The organism is Streptomyces montanus (assembly GCF_005786655.1).
Lineage (GTDB): Bacteria > Actinomycetota > Actinomycetes > Streptomycetales > Streptomycetaceae > Streptomyces > Streptomyces sporangiiformans.
Genome location: NZ_VBZC01000029.1, coordinates 26108 through 39477, shown reverse-complemented (window position 1 = coordinate 39477; position 13370 = coordinate 26108). Strand labels below are relative to the sequence as shown.

The 13370-nt window shown below is 71.9% G+C and carries 11 protein-coding genes; 7 read left to right on the top strand and 4 right to left on the bottom strand.

Features of this window, described 5'->3' with window-relative positions:
* Window positions 1-95: 95 nt before the first annotated feature.
* On the top strand, window positions 96-1295 hold the full coding sequence (locus FE633_RS25260; protein ID WP_138047480.1) for a type ISP restriction/modification enzyme: 1200 nt from the start codon (window positions 96-98) through the stop codon (window positions 1293-1295).
* A 52-nt stretch (window positions 1296-1347) separates the two neighbouring features.
* Here FE633_RS25260 and FE633_RS25255 read toward each other — a convergent pair whose 3' ends face one another.
* Window positions 1348-2079, bottom strand: a complete 732-nt coding sequence (locus tag FE633_RS25255; protein WP_138047479.1) for a TetR/AcrR family transcriptional regulator — start codon at window positions 2077-2079, stop codon at window positions 1348-1350.
* Between the two features lie 63 nt (window positions 2080-2142).
* On the opposite strand from FE633_RS25255, the gene FE633_RS25250 reads away from it, so the two are divergent.
* Together FE633_RS25250 and FE633_RS25245 are read left to right on the top strand one after the other, a co-directional pair.
* Window positions 2143-3099, top strand: coding sequence for an ATP-binding cassette domain-containing protein (locus tag FE633_RS25250; RefSeq protein WP_138047478.1), 957 nt, complete (start codon window positions 2143-2145; stop codon window positions 3097-3099).
* Entirely contained in the window at window positions 3096-3878 is a 783-nt protein-coding gene (locus tag FE633_RS25245) for an ABC transporter permease (protein ID WP_138047477.1), read from the top strand. The genes FE633_RS25250 and FE633_RS25245 overlap by 4 nt, the downstream gene beginning before the upstream one ends.
* A 196-nt stretch (window positions 3879-4074) precedes the next feature.
* On the opposite strand, the gene FE633_RS25240 is transcribed toward FE633_RS25245, so the two are convergent.
* The 3 genes from FE633_RS25240 to FE633_RS25230 form a co-directional block, all read right to left on the bottom strand.
* The gene (locus FE633_RS25240) at window positions 4075-4344 is read right to left on the bottom strand and encodes a hypothetical protein (protein ID WP_138047476.1); all 270 of its coding nucleotides are present in this window, start codon (window positions 4342-4344) and stop codon (window positions 4075-4077) included.
* A gap of 115 nt (window positions 4345-4459) precedes the next feature.
* The gene (locus FE633_RS25235) at window positions 4460-5296 is read right to left on the bottom strand and encodes an anti-sigma factor (protein ID WP_138047475.1); all 837 of its coding nucleotides are present in this window, start codon (window positions 5294-5296) and stop codon (window positions 4460-4462) included.
* Complete coding sequence (locus FE633_RS25230; protein ID WP_119103422.1) at window positions 5293-5835, bottom strand: sigma-70 family RNA polymerase sigma factor; 543 nt, start codon at window positions 5833-5835, stop codon at window positions 5293-5295. The genes FE633_RS25235 and FE633_RS25230 overlap by 4 nt, the downstream gene beginning before the upstream one ends.
* Before the next feature lie 263 nt (window positions 5836-6098).
* On the opposite strand from FE633_RS25230, the gene FE633_RS25225 reads away from it, so the two are divergent.
* The 4 genes from FE633_RS25225 to FE633_RS25210 all read left to right on the top strand — a co-directional run bounded on the left by FE633_RS25225 (window position 6099) and on the right by FE633_RS25210 (window position 13369).
* Entirely contained in the window at window positions 6099-7661 is a 1563-nt protein-coding gene (locus tag FE633_RS25225; RefSeq protein ID WP_138047474.1) for a DUF4331 domain-containing protein, read from the top strand.
* A gap of 106 nt (window positions 7662-7767) precedes the next feature.
* A complete protein-coding gene (locus FE633_RS47420) occupies window positions 7768-10026 on the top strand; it encodes a tetratricopeptide repeat protein (protein WP_138047473.1) in 2259 nt (752 codons plus the stop codon).
* A gap of 17 nt (window positions 10027-10043) precedes the next feature.
* Window positions 10044-11660 (top strand): HoxN/HupN/NixA family nickel/cobalt transporter, encoded by a 1617-nt coding sequence (locus FE633_RS25215; RefSeq protein ID WP_138047472.1) that lies wholly within the window; start codon window positions 10044-10046, stop codon window positions 11658-11660.
* Between the two features lie 44 nt (window positions 11661-11704).
* Window positions 11705-13369 carry a serine/threonine-protein kinase gene (locus FE633_RS25210; protein ID WP_138047471.1) on the top strand — a complete coding sequence of 555 codons (1665 nt, stop codon included), beginning with the start codon at window positions 11705-11707 and terminating at the stop codon, window positions 13367-13369.
* The last annotated feature ends 1 nt before the right edge of the window (window position 13370 follow it).

The following is a 13370-nucleotide window of genomic DNA, read 5'->3' as shown; positions in this document are numbered from 1 at the left end:
CGGCGCGTCGGGCTCGCCTGCACCGCTCAGGACCTGTTCCGGCGGGCGCCACCTGGCAGCCGCCACCCCGACACGGTCGCCGGCCACGTCGTACGATGCCGAGCGTGACGCACGACGACGCTCCGCTGCTCGCGGACCTCATGCCGTGGTCCGTCGCACCGCCGCGGCTGGGCCGGGGGTGGCCGACGGCACCCGAAGCGGCATCCCTGAAAGCGCGCTGGGACGCCTTCGTGAAGGCCGACGGGCCCGGTCGTGAGGCGTTGTTCGGTGTCACGCGCGCACGGAACCTGCACTCGGCGGTGGCTCAACTGCCGGGCCAAACAGGCGGGACCGGCCGGCTGGCCCGCGCCTCGGGTCCCTGCCCGGAGCCCGTGCGGGTGCTGCACGGGCCGTTCGACGAGCACTGGCTGATCCCGGACCACCGGCTGATCGACGCGGCCCGCCCCGAGCTGTGGCGGGTGACGGACGAGCGGCAGGTGTTCGCCGTCGAGCAGGCGGCCGCGCCCGAGGGACCGGCGCTGCTCGTCGCGTCCGTCCTCCCCGTGATCCCGCCCCAGGCGAAGAACGTCCCCGCGGCCCGTCCCGGCCGTATCCGGCCGCTGTACCGGCGCCCCGGCGGCCTCGAACCGAACCTGGCGCCCGGCCTGGTCGACCACCTGGCCGAACGCCTGGGCCACTCCCCCGCTCCGCTCGACATCCTCGCCTGGACCGTCGCGGTCGCACGGCCGGGCCCCGACGGCTGCATCGTCCCGCTCACCGCCGAACCCGAACTCTGGGCGTACGGCACCGAGTTGGGCCACCGCATGCTGTGGCTCATGCGCCGCGACGGCGAACGCCCCAAGCTGCCCGGCGGCCGCCGCCCCTACGTACGCGCCCCGCTCCCGGCCCGCCCCCTCGAACTGCGCTACGACCGCGACGAGGAGGCCCTCCACCTCGACGAGGGCCGCATCTCCCCCGTACCGCCGGCCGCCTGGGACTTCGAGGTGGGAGGCGTACGAGTCCTGGAGCAGTGGTTCACCGCCCGGACCACGCCGCCGGAGCCCGGCACCCTGGAGGCCGTCCGCCCCGCGACGTGGCCCCAGACCTGGACGTCCGAGCTGCTCGAAGTGATCACGGTCCTCGCGCTGCTCGCGGAACTGGGGCCCCAGCAGGCCGAGTTGGCGACCGGCACACCGGTCACTGCGGCCGAGCTGCGCCGCGCGGGCGTGCTCCCGGTTCCGGCGGCGGCGCGCCGGCCCGCCTCCGTGCTAGACCATCACGAAGAAGGCCCCGAAGGCCAGTTCACCCTGCTCTAGGGCTGGGCGCTCGGCACTGGACGCTCAACTCTGTACGCTCTGCTCCTGCCGCTCAGCGCTCGGCGCCCCGCTTCGGGGCGTACGCGTCCAGGACCCTGCCGAGCGCCCGCTCGAACACCGCCTCCAGGTCGATCGGCCCGGATTGCTCACCCTCCATGAAGGCCGCGGCCAGCCGCGGATAGGCGCCGGTGGCCACCTGGCTGCCGAGGTAGGCGATACGGGCCGCGTTCTCCTCCTCCTCGGACCACGGCAGGGAGCGGGTGCGCTCGGCGGTGGCGAGCTCGTTCGCGGTGTACGTCGTCACGACGCCGTTGATCAACGCGACCAGCTCCATCTTCGTGCCGTACGGGAGGTCGAGCGGTTCGAGGCAGGCCAGGCAGTGCTCCAGATAGCGCAGCGTGTTGGGGCTGAACCCGTAGACCCCCGCCATCAGACGCGGCACCCAGGGATGGCGGTGCATGATGGCGCGCGTCTCCTGGGCGTTCCGGATCATGTCGGCGCGCCAGTCGCCCGACGGCTCCTTGATGTCGTGCTCGACGCCGACGGCGTCGATCATCAGCTCGTACAGGTCCTCCTTGCGGGGCACGTAGTTGTAGAGCGACATCGTGCCGCAGCCCAGCTCGGCGGCGATGTGCCGCATGGAGACCGCTTCCAGCCCCTGCGTGTCCGCGATCCGCACCGCGGCCGCCGCGATGTCGGCGCGGCTGTACGTCGGCCGGGGGCCGCGGCCCGTGCGCTCGGGGCGGTTCCAGATCACTTCGGGTTCTGCCCCGCGTGCTGCCATCAGTCGATCACCTCACCCACATCCTAGTTACGTACAGCGTACGTAGTGCGCTATGGTCTACCCATGACTACTACGTACGCTGTACTTAGTGAAGGTCTCGAGAAGCGCTTCCGTGATGTGCGAGCCCTGCGCGGGCTCGATCTGGCGGTCGCCGAGGGCACGGTCTGCGGGGTGCTCGGGCCGAACGGCGCGGGCAAGACCACGGCCGTGCGGGTCCTGGCCACGCTGCTGCGGCCCGACGCGGGATCCGCGCGGATCGCGGGACACGACCTCGTACGGGAGCCGGACGCGGTACGCCGCGCCATCGGCGTGACGGGCCAGTACGCCTCGGTCGACGGCGATCTCACAGGGCGGGAGAACCTGCGGCTCTTCGCGAAGCTGCACCGCGCCCCGAAGGCGTCCGCCCGAGCCGACGAACTCCTCGAACGCTTCGAGCTGACCGAGGCCGCGGACCGCCCCACCTCCACCTACTCCGGCGGCATGCGGCGCCGCCTCGACCTCGCCGCGAGCCTGATCACACGCCCGGCGGTGCTCTTCCTCGACGAGCCGACAACCGGACTCGACCCGGCCAGCCGCAACCAGATCTGGCAGGCCGTACGCGACCTCGCCGCGGACGGCACGACGGTGCTGCTGACCACGCAGTATCTGGAGGAGGCGGACCGACTGGCCCACGACATCGTCCTGGTGGACCGCGGCCGGGCGGCCCAGCGCGGCAGCCCGGCCCAGCTCAAGGCGCTCATCGGCTCGTACGCGGAGGTGGTCGTCGCGCACGCGGACGCGATGGCAGCGGCGGCCGGCGTGCTCGATCAACTCACCGGCGCCGAACCGCACTTCGACCACGAACGGCGTGCCGTCGGCGCCGTCACCACCGACGTGACCCTCACACTGCCGCGTCTGGTCCGTGAACTCGACGCCGCGGGCGTGCCGTTGCTCGACGCGAGCCTCCGCCCGCCGACCCTCGACGACGTCTTCCTGCGCCTGACCGACAGCCCTGCCGATCCGAAGGACCTGGTGGCATGAGCACCCTCGCGTACGACACGACGGCCATGGTGGGGCGGCAGCTCCAGCGCGTCCGGCACAACCCCGGGCTGCAGATCCTCACCCAGACGATGCCGATCACGATGCTGCTGTTCTTCGGCTACGTCTTCGGCAGCGCGCTCGCCATGCCGGGCGCGGAGTACCGCTCGTTCCTCGTGCCGGGTCTGCTGGTGGCGACCGCGGCCAACGGGATCATGACGGGGATGTTCCAGGCCGCCCAGGACTCGCACCGGGGCGTGATGGACCGCTTCCGTACGCTGCCGATGAGCCGGACCGCGGTCCCGCTCGGGCAGGCGGCGTCCGATCTGGTGCTCACCGGCGTAGGGATGGTGCCGCTGCTGCTGGTCGGGCTCGCGGTGGGCTGGCGCATCGAGGGGTCACCGCTGGAGGCCGTGGCGGCCGTCGCGCTGCTGCTGCTCTTCCGGTTCGCGACGTCATGGATCGGCATCCTGCTGGGGCTCGCGTCCCAGAGCGAGGAGGCCGCCGGGCAGTTGGGCGGCGCGACCTTCATCCTGCCGCTGCTGTCCAACGCGTACATCCCGACGGACAATCTGCCGGGCTGGCTGCGCACGGTGGCCGAGTGGAATCCGATCAGCGCGGTGACGACGGCGGTGCGCGACCTGTTCGGCAACGCGCCCGTACCGGACGGGGCCGCCTGGCCCGTGGCACATCCCGTCGCCGGGTCGCTGGCCTGGTGCGGAGCGATCATCGCGGTGTTCCTGCCGCTCGCCGTCCGCCGGTACACGCGGTCCGAACGGTGAGTGGCATGCGGAAAGCGGCATGCGGTGAGCAGGGAGAGCCGTACCCGCGCTCGGGGTACACACCGGGAGCGCCGCCGCGTGCCGTGGGGATGACGGACGATGAGATCGCAGCGCGGCGCCGGAGCGGTGTGGACACCTGAGCGCGGGTCGGGATCCTGCTCGGGGACGGTCGCCCTTCAGCGACCGGGGTCGCTGCTCAGCGGCCGCCGAACAGGGAACGGCGCAGCCGACGCAGCGGCGCGAAGAGCGAGACCCGCCTCACGCGCGCGAGCCTGCTGTTGCGCTCGTGCGTGGTGTCACGTGCGGTGAGCTCGCGCATCAGCGACGTCGCCTCGACCGTCTCGCCCTGAGGGATGGCGGGGCCACCCATCACCGAGAGATGGCGGTCGAGGCGCGAGCTGCTTGCGCTGCTCCCGCAGGTGATCGCAGGGACTCGCGCCCTGCCACGCACTGTTATCTGTTCCATGTCACTCCCCACCCGTACGAGGGCACCCGGCCCGGGCAGGTTAACCCTATCGCTCCCTCATCACACTCGTGTATCCCGGGAGCAGGATTCACCTTCCCAGTAAGGCTGTTGACGGTCACTCTCCGAATCCAACTGTTTCTAGGGCGAGTTGGACAATGGGTGCGGTAGTGGGCTGTGGAGAGCCGCCCTGCGGTTCCACGGTGACAGCGAGTGAGGTCGCGTCCGTGTTCAGGTCGGTGGCGACCAAAGGCGTGTCGCCGTCGAACAGGCCCAGGGAGCGCGGTTTCGCCTCGGGTCGCATGAGCCACAGCTGGTGGACCCTTCCGTTCGTAGGTCTGCGGAGTTTCGCGGCGGTCACCACGGCGGTGTGCTGCGAGGCGGACGCGACGACGCTGATGCCCTGTCCGCCGGCGTCACCTCCGGACGTCGCACGGGCATCCGGTGCCCCGAGAACGTGGGCGATCTCACGTGCCTGGGCGCGTTCCTGGTCGAGCTGGTCCTGGGTGCGCGACGCCTGGACTCCGAAGAGCGCGGCGACGACGAGCGCGGCCGCGGCCGTGGTGGCCGCGAGGGGGGACAGCAGGCCCTGCAACCGCGAGCCACGGGCGCGTGGCCGCTGCTGGGCCGCACGCGCACCGGGCAGTCGTTGCGCGGCGTACGCGCCGGGCAGCTGTTGTGCGGCATGCGCGCGTGGCGTCGGCCCCGCGGCGCCCTCCTGGGGTGTCGTACGTACGGCCATGAGGACCCGGTCGCGCAGCGCGGCCGGGGCCGGGGCGGCCGTGGACCAGGCGAGGCGGACCGCGTCCTCGCGCAGCGCGCGCACCTCGGCGGCGCAGCGGTCGCAGCGCCTCAAGTGCTTCTCGAAACGCTGCTGTTCGGGCGGTTCCAGGGCGTCGAGCGCGTAGGGGGCGGCGAGCGAGTGCAGTTCGCGGCGCCTGAAGAGGACGGTCATACGGCACCTCCCAGGCATTCCCGCAGCCGCGTGAGTCCGTCGCGCATACGCGTCTTGACGGTGCCGAGCGGCAAGGAGAGCCGCTCGGCCACTTCACGGTACGTGTAGCCGTCGTAGTAGGCGAGGGTGACGGACTGGCGTTGCAGCGCGGTGAGCCGGTCCAGGCAGCGGCGCACCCATTCACGTTCGAGGCCGGCCTCCACCTCCTCGGCGACATGGTCGAAGGCGGGCCCGTTCGCGCGCCGGGCCATCCGCAGTTCGCGCTCGCCGGCCGCGCGGGCGCTGCGGACCCGGTCGACCGCCCGGCGGTGCGCGAGGGTGAGGACCCAGGCGAGCGCGCTGCCGCGGGCGGGGTCGTACCGCCCGGCGGAGCGCCAGAGTTCGAGCAGCACTTCCTGGGCCACCTCCTCCGACTGGGCCGGATCTCTCACCACGCGGCGCACCAGGCCGAAGACCGGCCCGGACACCAGTCCGTACAGCTCCTCGAAGGCCTTCTGGTCGCCTCCGGCCACGAGCACCAGAAGTTCGTCAGCCTCCACCCGTTCCCCTCTCTCCGGCCTCGTAGGGCCCGTCCCCGCTCACTCAATCATTCGGCGCGAGAGCGCCTCCGGATGGGGTTACGGATCAACTGCCTCAGAAATGCGGGTGAAAGTCGAACCAATCCGCCCGCCCAGCCGTACCGAATGGCGATTGACAGGCAACAAAAACACACGGCACGAGTGCAAGGGCCGACCGGACGACAACCGTTCGCCGTCTCTCGCCAGAACCGCCGGTACGCAGCTTGTAACAGAGGACGGACGGCATGACACCTAACACCCGAAGGATCGTGGGACGCAGGAGCCTCGCGACCCTCGTCTGTGGTGCGCTGGCTGCCGGGGGGCTAGCAGCCGCCGGCGTGACGGCGCTCGAACCGGGAACGGCGAGCGCCTCCAGCCACCGGGAAGCCCCGCTGATCTCGGGCCAACCGCAGTTCGACAACACGGACCTGTACGCGTTCGCCAGCCCCGACAAGCCGGACACGACGACGATCGTGGCGAACGTGATCCCGATGGAGGAACCGGCGGGCGGACCGAACTTCTACACGTTCGCGGAGGACGCCCAGTACGACATCCACATCGACAAGGACGGGGACGCGCAGGGCGATCTGCTCTTCCGCTACACGTTCGACACGGACGTCAAGAACGACAAGAGCTTCCTGTACAACACGGGCCCGGTCGAGAGCCTGGACGACCCCGACCTGAACATCACGCAGTCGTACGACATCGAGCTGCTGCAGCTGAAGGACCAGCACCTCGTCAAGCGGACGCAGATCGCGGACGACGTGCCGGTCGCGCCGTCGAACGTCGGCAAGGCGTCGATGCCGGACTACGGCAAGCTGCGCGACCAGGCGGTCCAGGAAATCGGGGGCTACCAGGCCAAGACGTTCGCCGGTCAGGCGGACGATCCGTTCTTCGCGGATCTGCGTGTCTTCGACCTGCTGTACGGGGGGAACCTGACCGAGGTCGGCAATGACACGCTCAAGGAATACAACGTCAACTCCATCGCGCTGCAGCTGCCGAACGACGTGATCCGGGAGTCGGCCGAACAGCCGAACGTCGGCATCTGGACGACGACGAACCGCAAGAGCGCGTCCGGGCACTTCCGGCAGGTCTCGCGGCTCGGGAACCCGCTGGTGAACGAGGTCGTCAACCCGCTGAAGGACAAGGACACGTTCAACGCGTCCGCGCCGTGGGACGACGGCCAGTTCCTGAAGAACGTGACCAACCCCGAGCTGCCGAAGCTCATCGAGGCGATCTACAAGATCCCGGCGCCGGACGAGCCCAGGAACGACCTGGTGGACGTCTTCCTCAAGGGTGTGGACGGGCTCAACCAACCGCCGCATGTGACGCCTTCGGAGATGCTGCGGCTCAACACCTCGATCAAGCCGGCGAAAAAGCCGAAGCGGCTCGGTGTACTCGACGGCGACAACGCGGGCTTCCCGAACGGGCGCCGGCTCACCGACGACGTGATCGACGCCTCGCTGCAGGTCGTCGAGGGTGAACTGCTGGGCGCCAAGAACGACTTGGGCGACGCGGTCGACGAGAACGACAAGAAGTTCGAGAACGAGTTCCCGTTCGTGGCCGAGCCGACCTCTGGTTCGCGAGGCCCGCTGGCCAAGGGCACAGACGCCACCAAGGGCGATGTCCGCAACCAGCTCGGCGACGCGCTGACGCCCGCGGGAACCAGCGGCACCGGCAACATCACCAGCATGGACGACACCACGCTGATCGCCGTCTCGGCGGTTTCCGGCGCGGCCGGGTTCCTGCTGCTCGGCACCGGCGTGCTCTGGTGGCGCAGCCGTCGCCGGGTCAACGGCTACTACTGAGCCGCCCCACCGGCTGGCGCGGCCCGTACCCACAATCCCCCACGGCGCGGGCCGCGCCGCTCACCCCCACGACTTTCGCTTCCGCCCAGGACAATGAGGAGAGGGCATGTCCCCGCGCACGAACGAGGACGCGCAGGAGAGGAACCGCGCCGACGAGGCCACGCACAAGGCCCCCGTCGCCGGCACCCCGCTCCAGCAGAACGGCGGCACGCCCCGGCCTCCCGAGTCCACACCGGCCGCCTCCGGCTCCACGGAGACCGCGCCCCCCTCGGACGAGGGCGCCTCCCACTCCAGCGAGAGCGGCCCACGCGCGGACACCACCAGTGAGCACGCTCCCCCGGCCGACGAGAGCACGCCCGACTCCGGCCAGGCCCGCCCCCAGGCCGACGCGAACGCGCCCGGCTCCACCGAGAAAACCCCCGGCCCCAGCGAGAACGCGACCCAGGCAGGCGAAGACGCGCCCGGCTCCAGCCAAGCCCGCCCCCAGGCCGACGCGAACGCGCCCGGCTCCAGCGAGAGCCCTTCCCGGGCCGACGCAGGGACACCTCGGCCCGGCACGGGTGACCTCCGGGCGGATACGAGCACACCCGAACCTGGCGACCACACCTCCCTGACAGACACGAAGACACCCCGGCCCGGCACAAGCGCCCTCCGCACAGACCAGAGCACACCCCAGTCGAGCACGGGCGCGCCCAAGGCGGGCGAGACCACACCCGAAGCCGGCGGCGAACCACCCGAGGCAGGCACAGAGGCCCTCCCCTCCGGGGACGCAACCCCACGGGCAGACAAGAGGGTGCCCGGCTCCGGCGCGGGCGCTTCCCGGGGCGACCAGGACACGTCACGCTCGTCGAGCGAAGCCCCTCTGCAGATCGACCTGGACGCGGGCGCTTCCCGGGCCGAGGGCACGCCCGCCCTGGGCGCGGACACCCCCACAGCCGGCGAAGTCGCGGTCCTGTCCGCTGGGGACACTCCGCACGCCGACGAACGCGCGACGGGCCTCGGTGCCGAAGCGCCCGAGGCACGGCGGGAGTCCAGGCGGCGACGCGCGCTGCGGCTCGCCGCGTGCGCCGTCGCTCTCGCCGTCGCCATGACCGCGGCGGCCGTGGTCATGGGGGCGCGGGACGACAGCGGAGCGAGTACCGCGGCGTCGGCGCCCGCTGTCACACCCGAGTTGCTGGCGAGCGGGAGCCTCGACGCGAGTATCTCCGCGCTCCAGTCCCATCTGAAAGCGCAGCCCAAGGACTTCACCGGCTGGGCCACACTGGGTATCGCGTATGTCGAGCAGGCGCGCACCAAGGGCGACCCGTCGCGGTATCCGCAGGCTCAGCGCGCGCTGGACCGGTCGCTGAAGGTGCGCCCCGACAACGACCCGGCGCTCGCGGGCCGGGCGGCGCTGGCCGCGGCGCGGCACGACTTCCGCGGGGCGCTGCGGTACTCGGACGAGGCGCTGGACCAGAACCCGTACAGCGAACGGGCGTTGGCCTCGCGGATCGACGCCCTGGTCGAACTCGGCCGCTACGACGAGGCGTTGAAGGCCACCGACGAGGCCGACGCCCGCCGCCCCGGCGTTCCGGTCTTCACGCGGTACGCCTACGTACGCGAGCTGCGCGGTGACGTACCGACGGCACGGCGCGTACTGGAGCAGGCGCTCGCCAGTGCCACGGCACCCGGCGACGTCGCGTACGTGGCGACGTCGCTCGGCCAACTCTCCTGGCGCGAGGGCAAGTACGAGAAGGCGCTGACGTTCTACACGCGGGCGCTGCGGGCCGACGGGGCGTACCTCCCCGCGCTGGAGGGCCGCGCCAGGGCCCAGGCCGCGAACGGCGACCGCGCGGCCGCGATCCGCGGCATGGAGGAGGTCGTGGCCGGCTATCCGCTGCCCGGCCCGCTGGTCGCGCTGGGCGAGCTGTACGAGGCCCGCGACGGCAAGGGCGACCGGGCGAAGGCCCGCGAGCAGTACGCCCTGGTCGAGGCGTGGACCGCGCTGGCCCGCGCGAACGGCGTCAACGTGGACCTCGACACGGCCCTCGCGGCGGCGGACCACGGCGACCGCAAGGCCGCCCTGCGCGCCGCCCGCGACGACTGGGACCGCCGCCACACCGTGCACACCGCGGACGCCCTCGCCTGGGCCCTGCACGTCAACGGCCGTGACGCGGAGGCCCTCCCCTACGCCCGCCGCGCCACGGCGACCGGTTACCGCGACGCGACGTTCCTCTACCACCGCGGCATGATCGAACGCGCCACCGGCCACGAGCGGGAGGCCCGCGACAGCCTCTCCGCCGCCCTGGAACTCAACCCGGGCTTCTCGCCTCTGGGAGCGAAGGTGGCCCGGTCGGCCCTGGACGCGCTGGGTGGTGCCAAGTGAGCGCCAGGATCCGGGACATGTACCGAAGGAACCGGAGGAGCTCCTTGCCCCGCCGCCGTTTCGCCGCCTGTGTGGCCCTCCTGGTGGCCACCTGCGCCCTGCTGCTCGTACCCGCCGGGACCGCGGCCGCTCACCCGCTCGGGAACTTCACCGTCAACCGTTACGACGGTCTCGTCGTCGGTCCCGAGAAACTGCGGGTCGACCATGTGGAAGACCTCGCGGAGATCCCGGCGACCCAGGCCAAGCCCCAGATCGACAAGGTGGGCAGGGCGGACTGGGCCCGGGAGCGGTGCGAGACGGCGGCCCGGAAGAGCCGGGTGACCGTGGGCGGGCGGCAGGTCGCGCTCACCGCCGGCGAGAGCCGCGCCCGCGTGCGGCCCGGGCAGGCGGGCCTGGACACCCTGCGGGTGGAGTGCCGTTGGACGGCGCCGCTGCCCGAGGGGAACCTCTCCCTGCGCTTCCACGGCTCCGCCGGCAACGGCCCCGGCTGGCGCGAGATCACCGCACGCGGCGACGAGATGACGCTCACCTCCTCGGACGTTCCCCAGAAGTCCGTCTCCCGCGAACTGACCAGCTACCCCGAGAAGTTGCTGTCGTCCCCGGAGAACACGGCGACCGCGTCCCTGCGTGTCCGCCCCGGTGGCGACGCCCTCGCCGAGGAGCAGTCCGACGCCCCGGCCGCCTCCGTACTGCCGCGCGGCGCCGACCGCTGGACCCGCGCCCTCGACTCACTCGTGGCCCGCCAAGACCTGAGCTTCGGCTTCGCGGCGCTCGCGTTCTCCATCGCCGTGCTGCTCGGCGCCATGCACGCCCTCGCCCCGGGCCACGGCAAGACGATCATGGCCGCCACGGCCGCCGCCCGCGGCACGGCCACGCTCCGCGACGTCCTGCCGCTCGCCGCCTCGGTGACCGTCACCCACACGCTCGGCGTGGTCGCCCTCGGTCTGCTCGTCGTCGCCGGTTCGGCGGCCGCCCCCTCAGTCATCGCCTGGCTGGGCGTGACCAGCGGCATCGTCGTCACCGTCGCGGGCGCCACCCTCGTACGCCGGGCTTGGCGCACACGGGGCCACGGGCACGGGCACACGCACGGCCACGGTCACGGTCACGGTCACGGTCACGGTCACGGTCACTCACATGATCACGGCCATGGCCACAGTCATGGACACGGACACAGCCACACTCACGGACACGACGAGGACCACGACAGCAGCCACAGCCACGACCACGGGCATGACCACACCCATGCTCACGGCCATGCCCACTCCCACTCCCACAGCCACACCCGACCCCCCACCCTCAAGGACACCCTCCTCCTCGGCTTCGCCGGAGGCCTCGTCCCCAGTCCCTCAGCGATCGTCGTCCTCGTCGGTGCCGCCGCGCTCGGCAAGGCCTGGTTCGGGCTGCTGCTCGTGCTGGCGTACGGCGCGGGGCTCGCGCTCACGCTCACGGCGGCCGGGTTCGCGGTGGTCAAGGTCGGCAGCCGGGTGTCGAAGGCCATCGAGAACGGCGCCCGGTGGTCGAGCGGGCGCGCCGCCGGCCTGGTCCGGCGGTCCGCCCCGCTCGGCTCCGCGTTCGTTGTGGTGGCGCTTGGGGCTGGATTGGTGTTCAAGGGGGCGGCAACCGCGCTCGGTTGAGCTACTTTTGTTCTGAATCGTGCGGTTGCGAATGGGGGGCTTCCGTGTCCGAAGAGCCGGGCAGTGAACGGGTGATCGCGGGGCGCTACCGACTGCTGTCCCCATTGGGCGAGGGCGGGATGGGGACCGTGTGGCGCGCCCGTGACGAGGTGCTGCACCGCGAGGTCGCCGTCAAGGAGGTGCGCGCCCCGGCCGGGCTGCCCACCCCCGAGGTCGAGCGGATGTACGCCCGCCTGGAGCGCGAGGCGTGGGCGGCCGCCCGCGTCTCGAACCGGAACGTGGTGACGGTCTACGACGTGGCCATGGAGGAAGGCCGCCCCTGGATCGTGATGGAGCTGGTCCGCGGACTCGCGCTCTCCGATCTCCTGGACGCCGAGGGCCCGTTGCCGCCGCAGCGCACCGCGCACATCGGCGCCGAGGTGCTGGCGGCCCTGCGCGCCGCGCACGAGGCCGGGGTCCTGCACCGCGACGTGAAGCCCGGCAATGTACTGATCGCGAACGACGGCCGCATCGTCCTCACCGACTTCGGCATCGCCATGGTCGAGGGGAGCTCCGCGCTCACCATGACCGGCGAGGTGATCGGCTCTCCCGAATTCCTGGCTCCGGAGCGGGCGTTGGGGCGTACACCGGGTCCCGAGTCCGACTTGTGGTCGCTCGGTGTGCTGCTGTACGCGGCGGTCGAGGGCAGTTCGCCGTTCCGTCAGCACACCCCGCTCAGCACGCTGCGCGCGGTCGTCGACGAGGAGTTGCCGCCGCCGCGTCGCGCCGGCCCTCTCACGCCGATCATCGAGGGCCTGTTGCGCAAGGATCCGGCCGAGCGGCTCTCGGCCGAGGCCGCCGAGCGGGACCTGCGGCTGATCGGCGCGGGCGGCACGCCCCGTACGGGCTCCGCCGCCTACGCACCGACCGTCGCGGCCAACCCCCAGCCGTCCCACCACCAAGCGGCCCCTCACCCGACCCCACCGCAGCCCGCAGCCACGGCTTCCACGGCGTCGCGCACCCCGGCCGCCGCGACCACCACCGCGGAGCCCGCCCACCCGCGCCGTGCGACGGTCGCCGTGATCGCGGGCATGGCCGCCCTGGCGTTCGCCCTCGCAGGACTGACGTACGCCCTGGTCAACCGAGACGACGGAGGCGGCGGGGGCAACAGCGCCAGTACCGGCGGCGGCTCCAACGGCGGGAGTTCCACCGGCGGTTCGACGGACGGCGGCGACAACGGCGGGAGCGGTGGGAGCGACGGAAGCGACGGGGGTGGCAGCGACGGCGGCACCACCACCGAGAGCTCCGGCACGACCGGCGACTCGACCACCGGCGGCGGCCGGACGACCACTCCCCCGCCCCAGTCGGTCAAGGTCACCCTGACCGGGGCCAACACGCGGTACAGCGGCGTCTGTCCACCGCCCGGGGCGGAGGCACCCACATTCACGGCGACCCTCACGGTGGGCCGCGTCCCGGTGAAGGTCGACTACCGCTGGGTGACGAAGAGCGGCGAGCCGTCCGACCCGGGCTGGAAGACGCTCTCGTTCTCCGGCGGTGACAAGTCCCAGCAGGTCAACCATGTGGAGACGACGTACGAGGAGGACGGTACCTACGAGAACGAGATGAGCGTCGAGGTGCGCGGCCCGGTGCACACGACGTCCAACTCGGTGGCGTTCTCCGTGACGTGCGAGACGGAGACCCCGACGGGCGGGGCCTCCACTACGCAATAGC

Bases quoted from the DNA above. Each gene is read 5' to 3' on its own strand.
- FE633_RS25260 (WP_138047480.1), top strand. From the start codon at position 96: ATGCCGAGCGTGACGCACGACGACGCTCCGCTGCTCGCGGACCTCATG.
- FE633_RS25255 (WP_138047479.1), bottom strand. From the start codon at position 2,079: ATGGCAGCACGCGGGGCAGAACCCGAAGTGATCTGGAACCGCCCCGAG.
- FE633_RS25250 (WP_138047478.1), top strand. From the start codon at position 2,143: ATGACTACTACGTACGCTGTACTTAGTGAAGGTCTCGAGAAGCGCTTC.
- FE633_RS25245 (WP_138047477.1), top strand. From the start codon at position 3,096: ATGAGCACCCTCGCGTACGACACGACGGCCATGGTGGGGCGGCAGCTC.
- FE633_RS25240 (WP_138047476.1), bottom strand. From the start codon at position 4,344: ATGGAACAGATAACAGTGCGTGGCAGGGCGCGAGTCCCTGCGATCACC.
- FE633_RS25235 (WP_138047475.1), bottom strand. From the start codon at position 5,296: ATGACCGTCCTCTTCAGGCGCCGCGAACTGCACTCGCTCGCCGCCCCC.
- FE633_RS25225 (WP_138047474.1), top strand. From the start codon at position 6,099: ATGACACCTAACACCCGAAGGATCGTGGGACGCAGGAGCCTCGCGACC.
- FE633_RS47420 (WP_138047473.1), top strand. From the start codon at position 7,768: ATGTCCCCGCGCACGAACGAGGACGCGCAGGAGAGGAACCGCGCCGAC.
- FE633_RS25215 (WP_138047472.1), top strand. From the start codon at position 10,044: ATGTACCGAAGGAACCGGAGGAGCTCCTTGCCCCGCCGCCGTTTCGCC.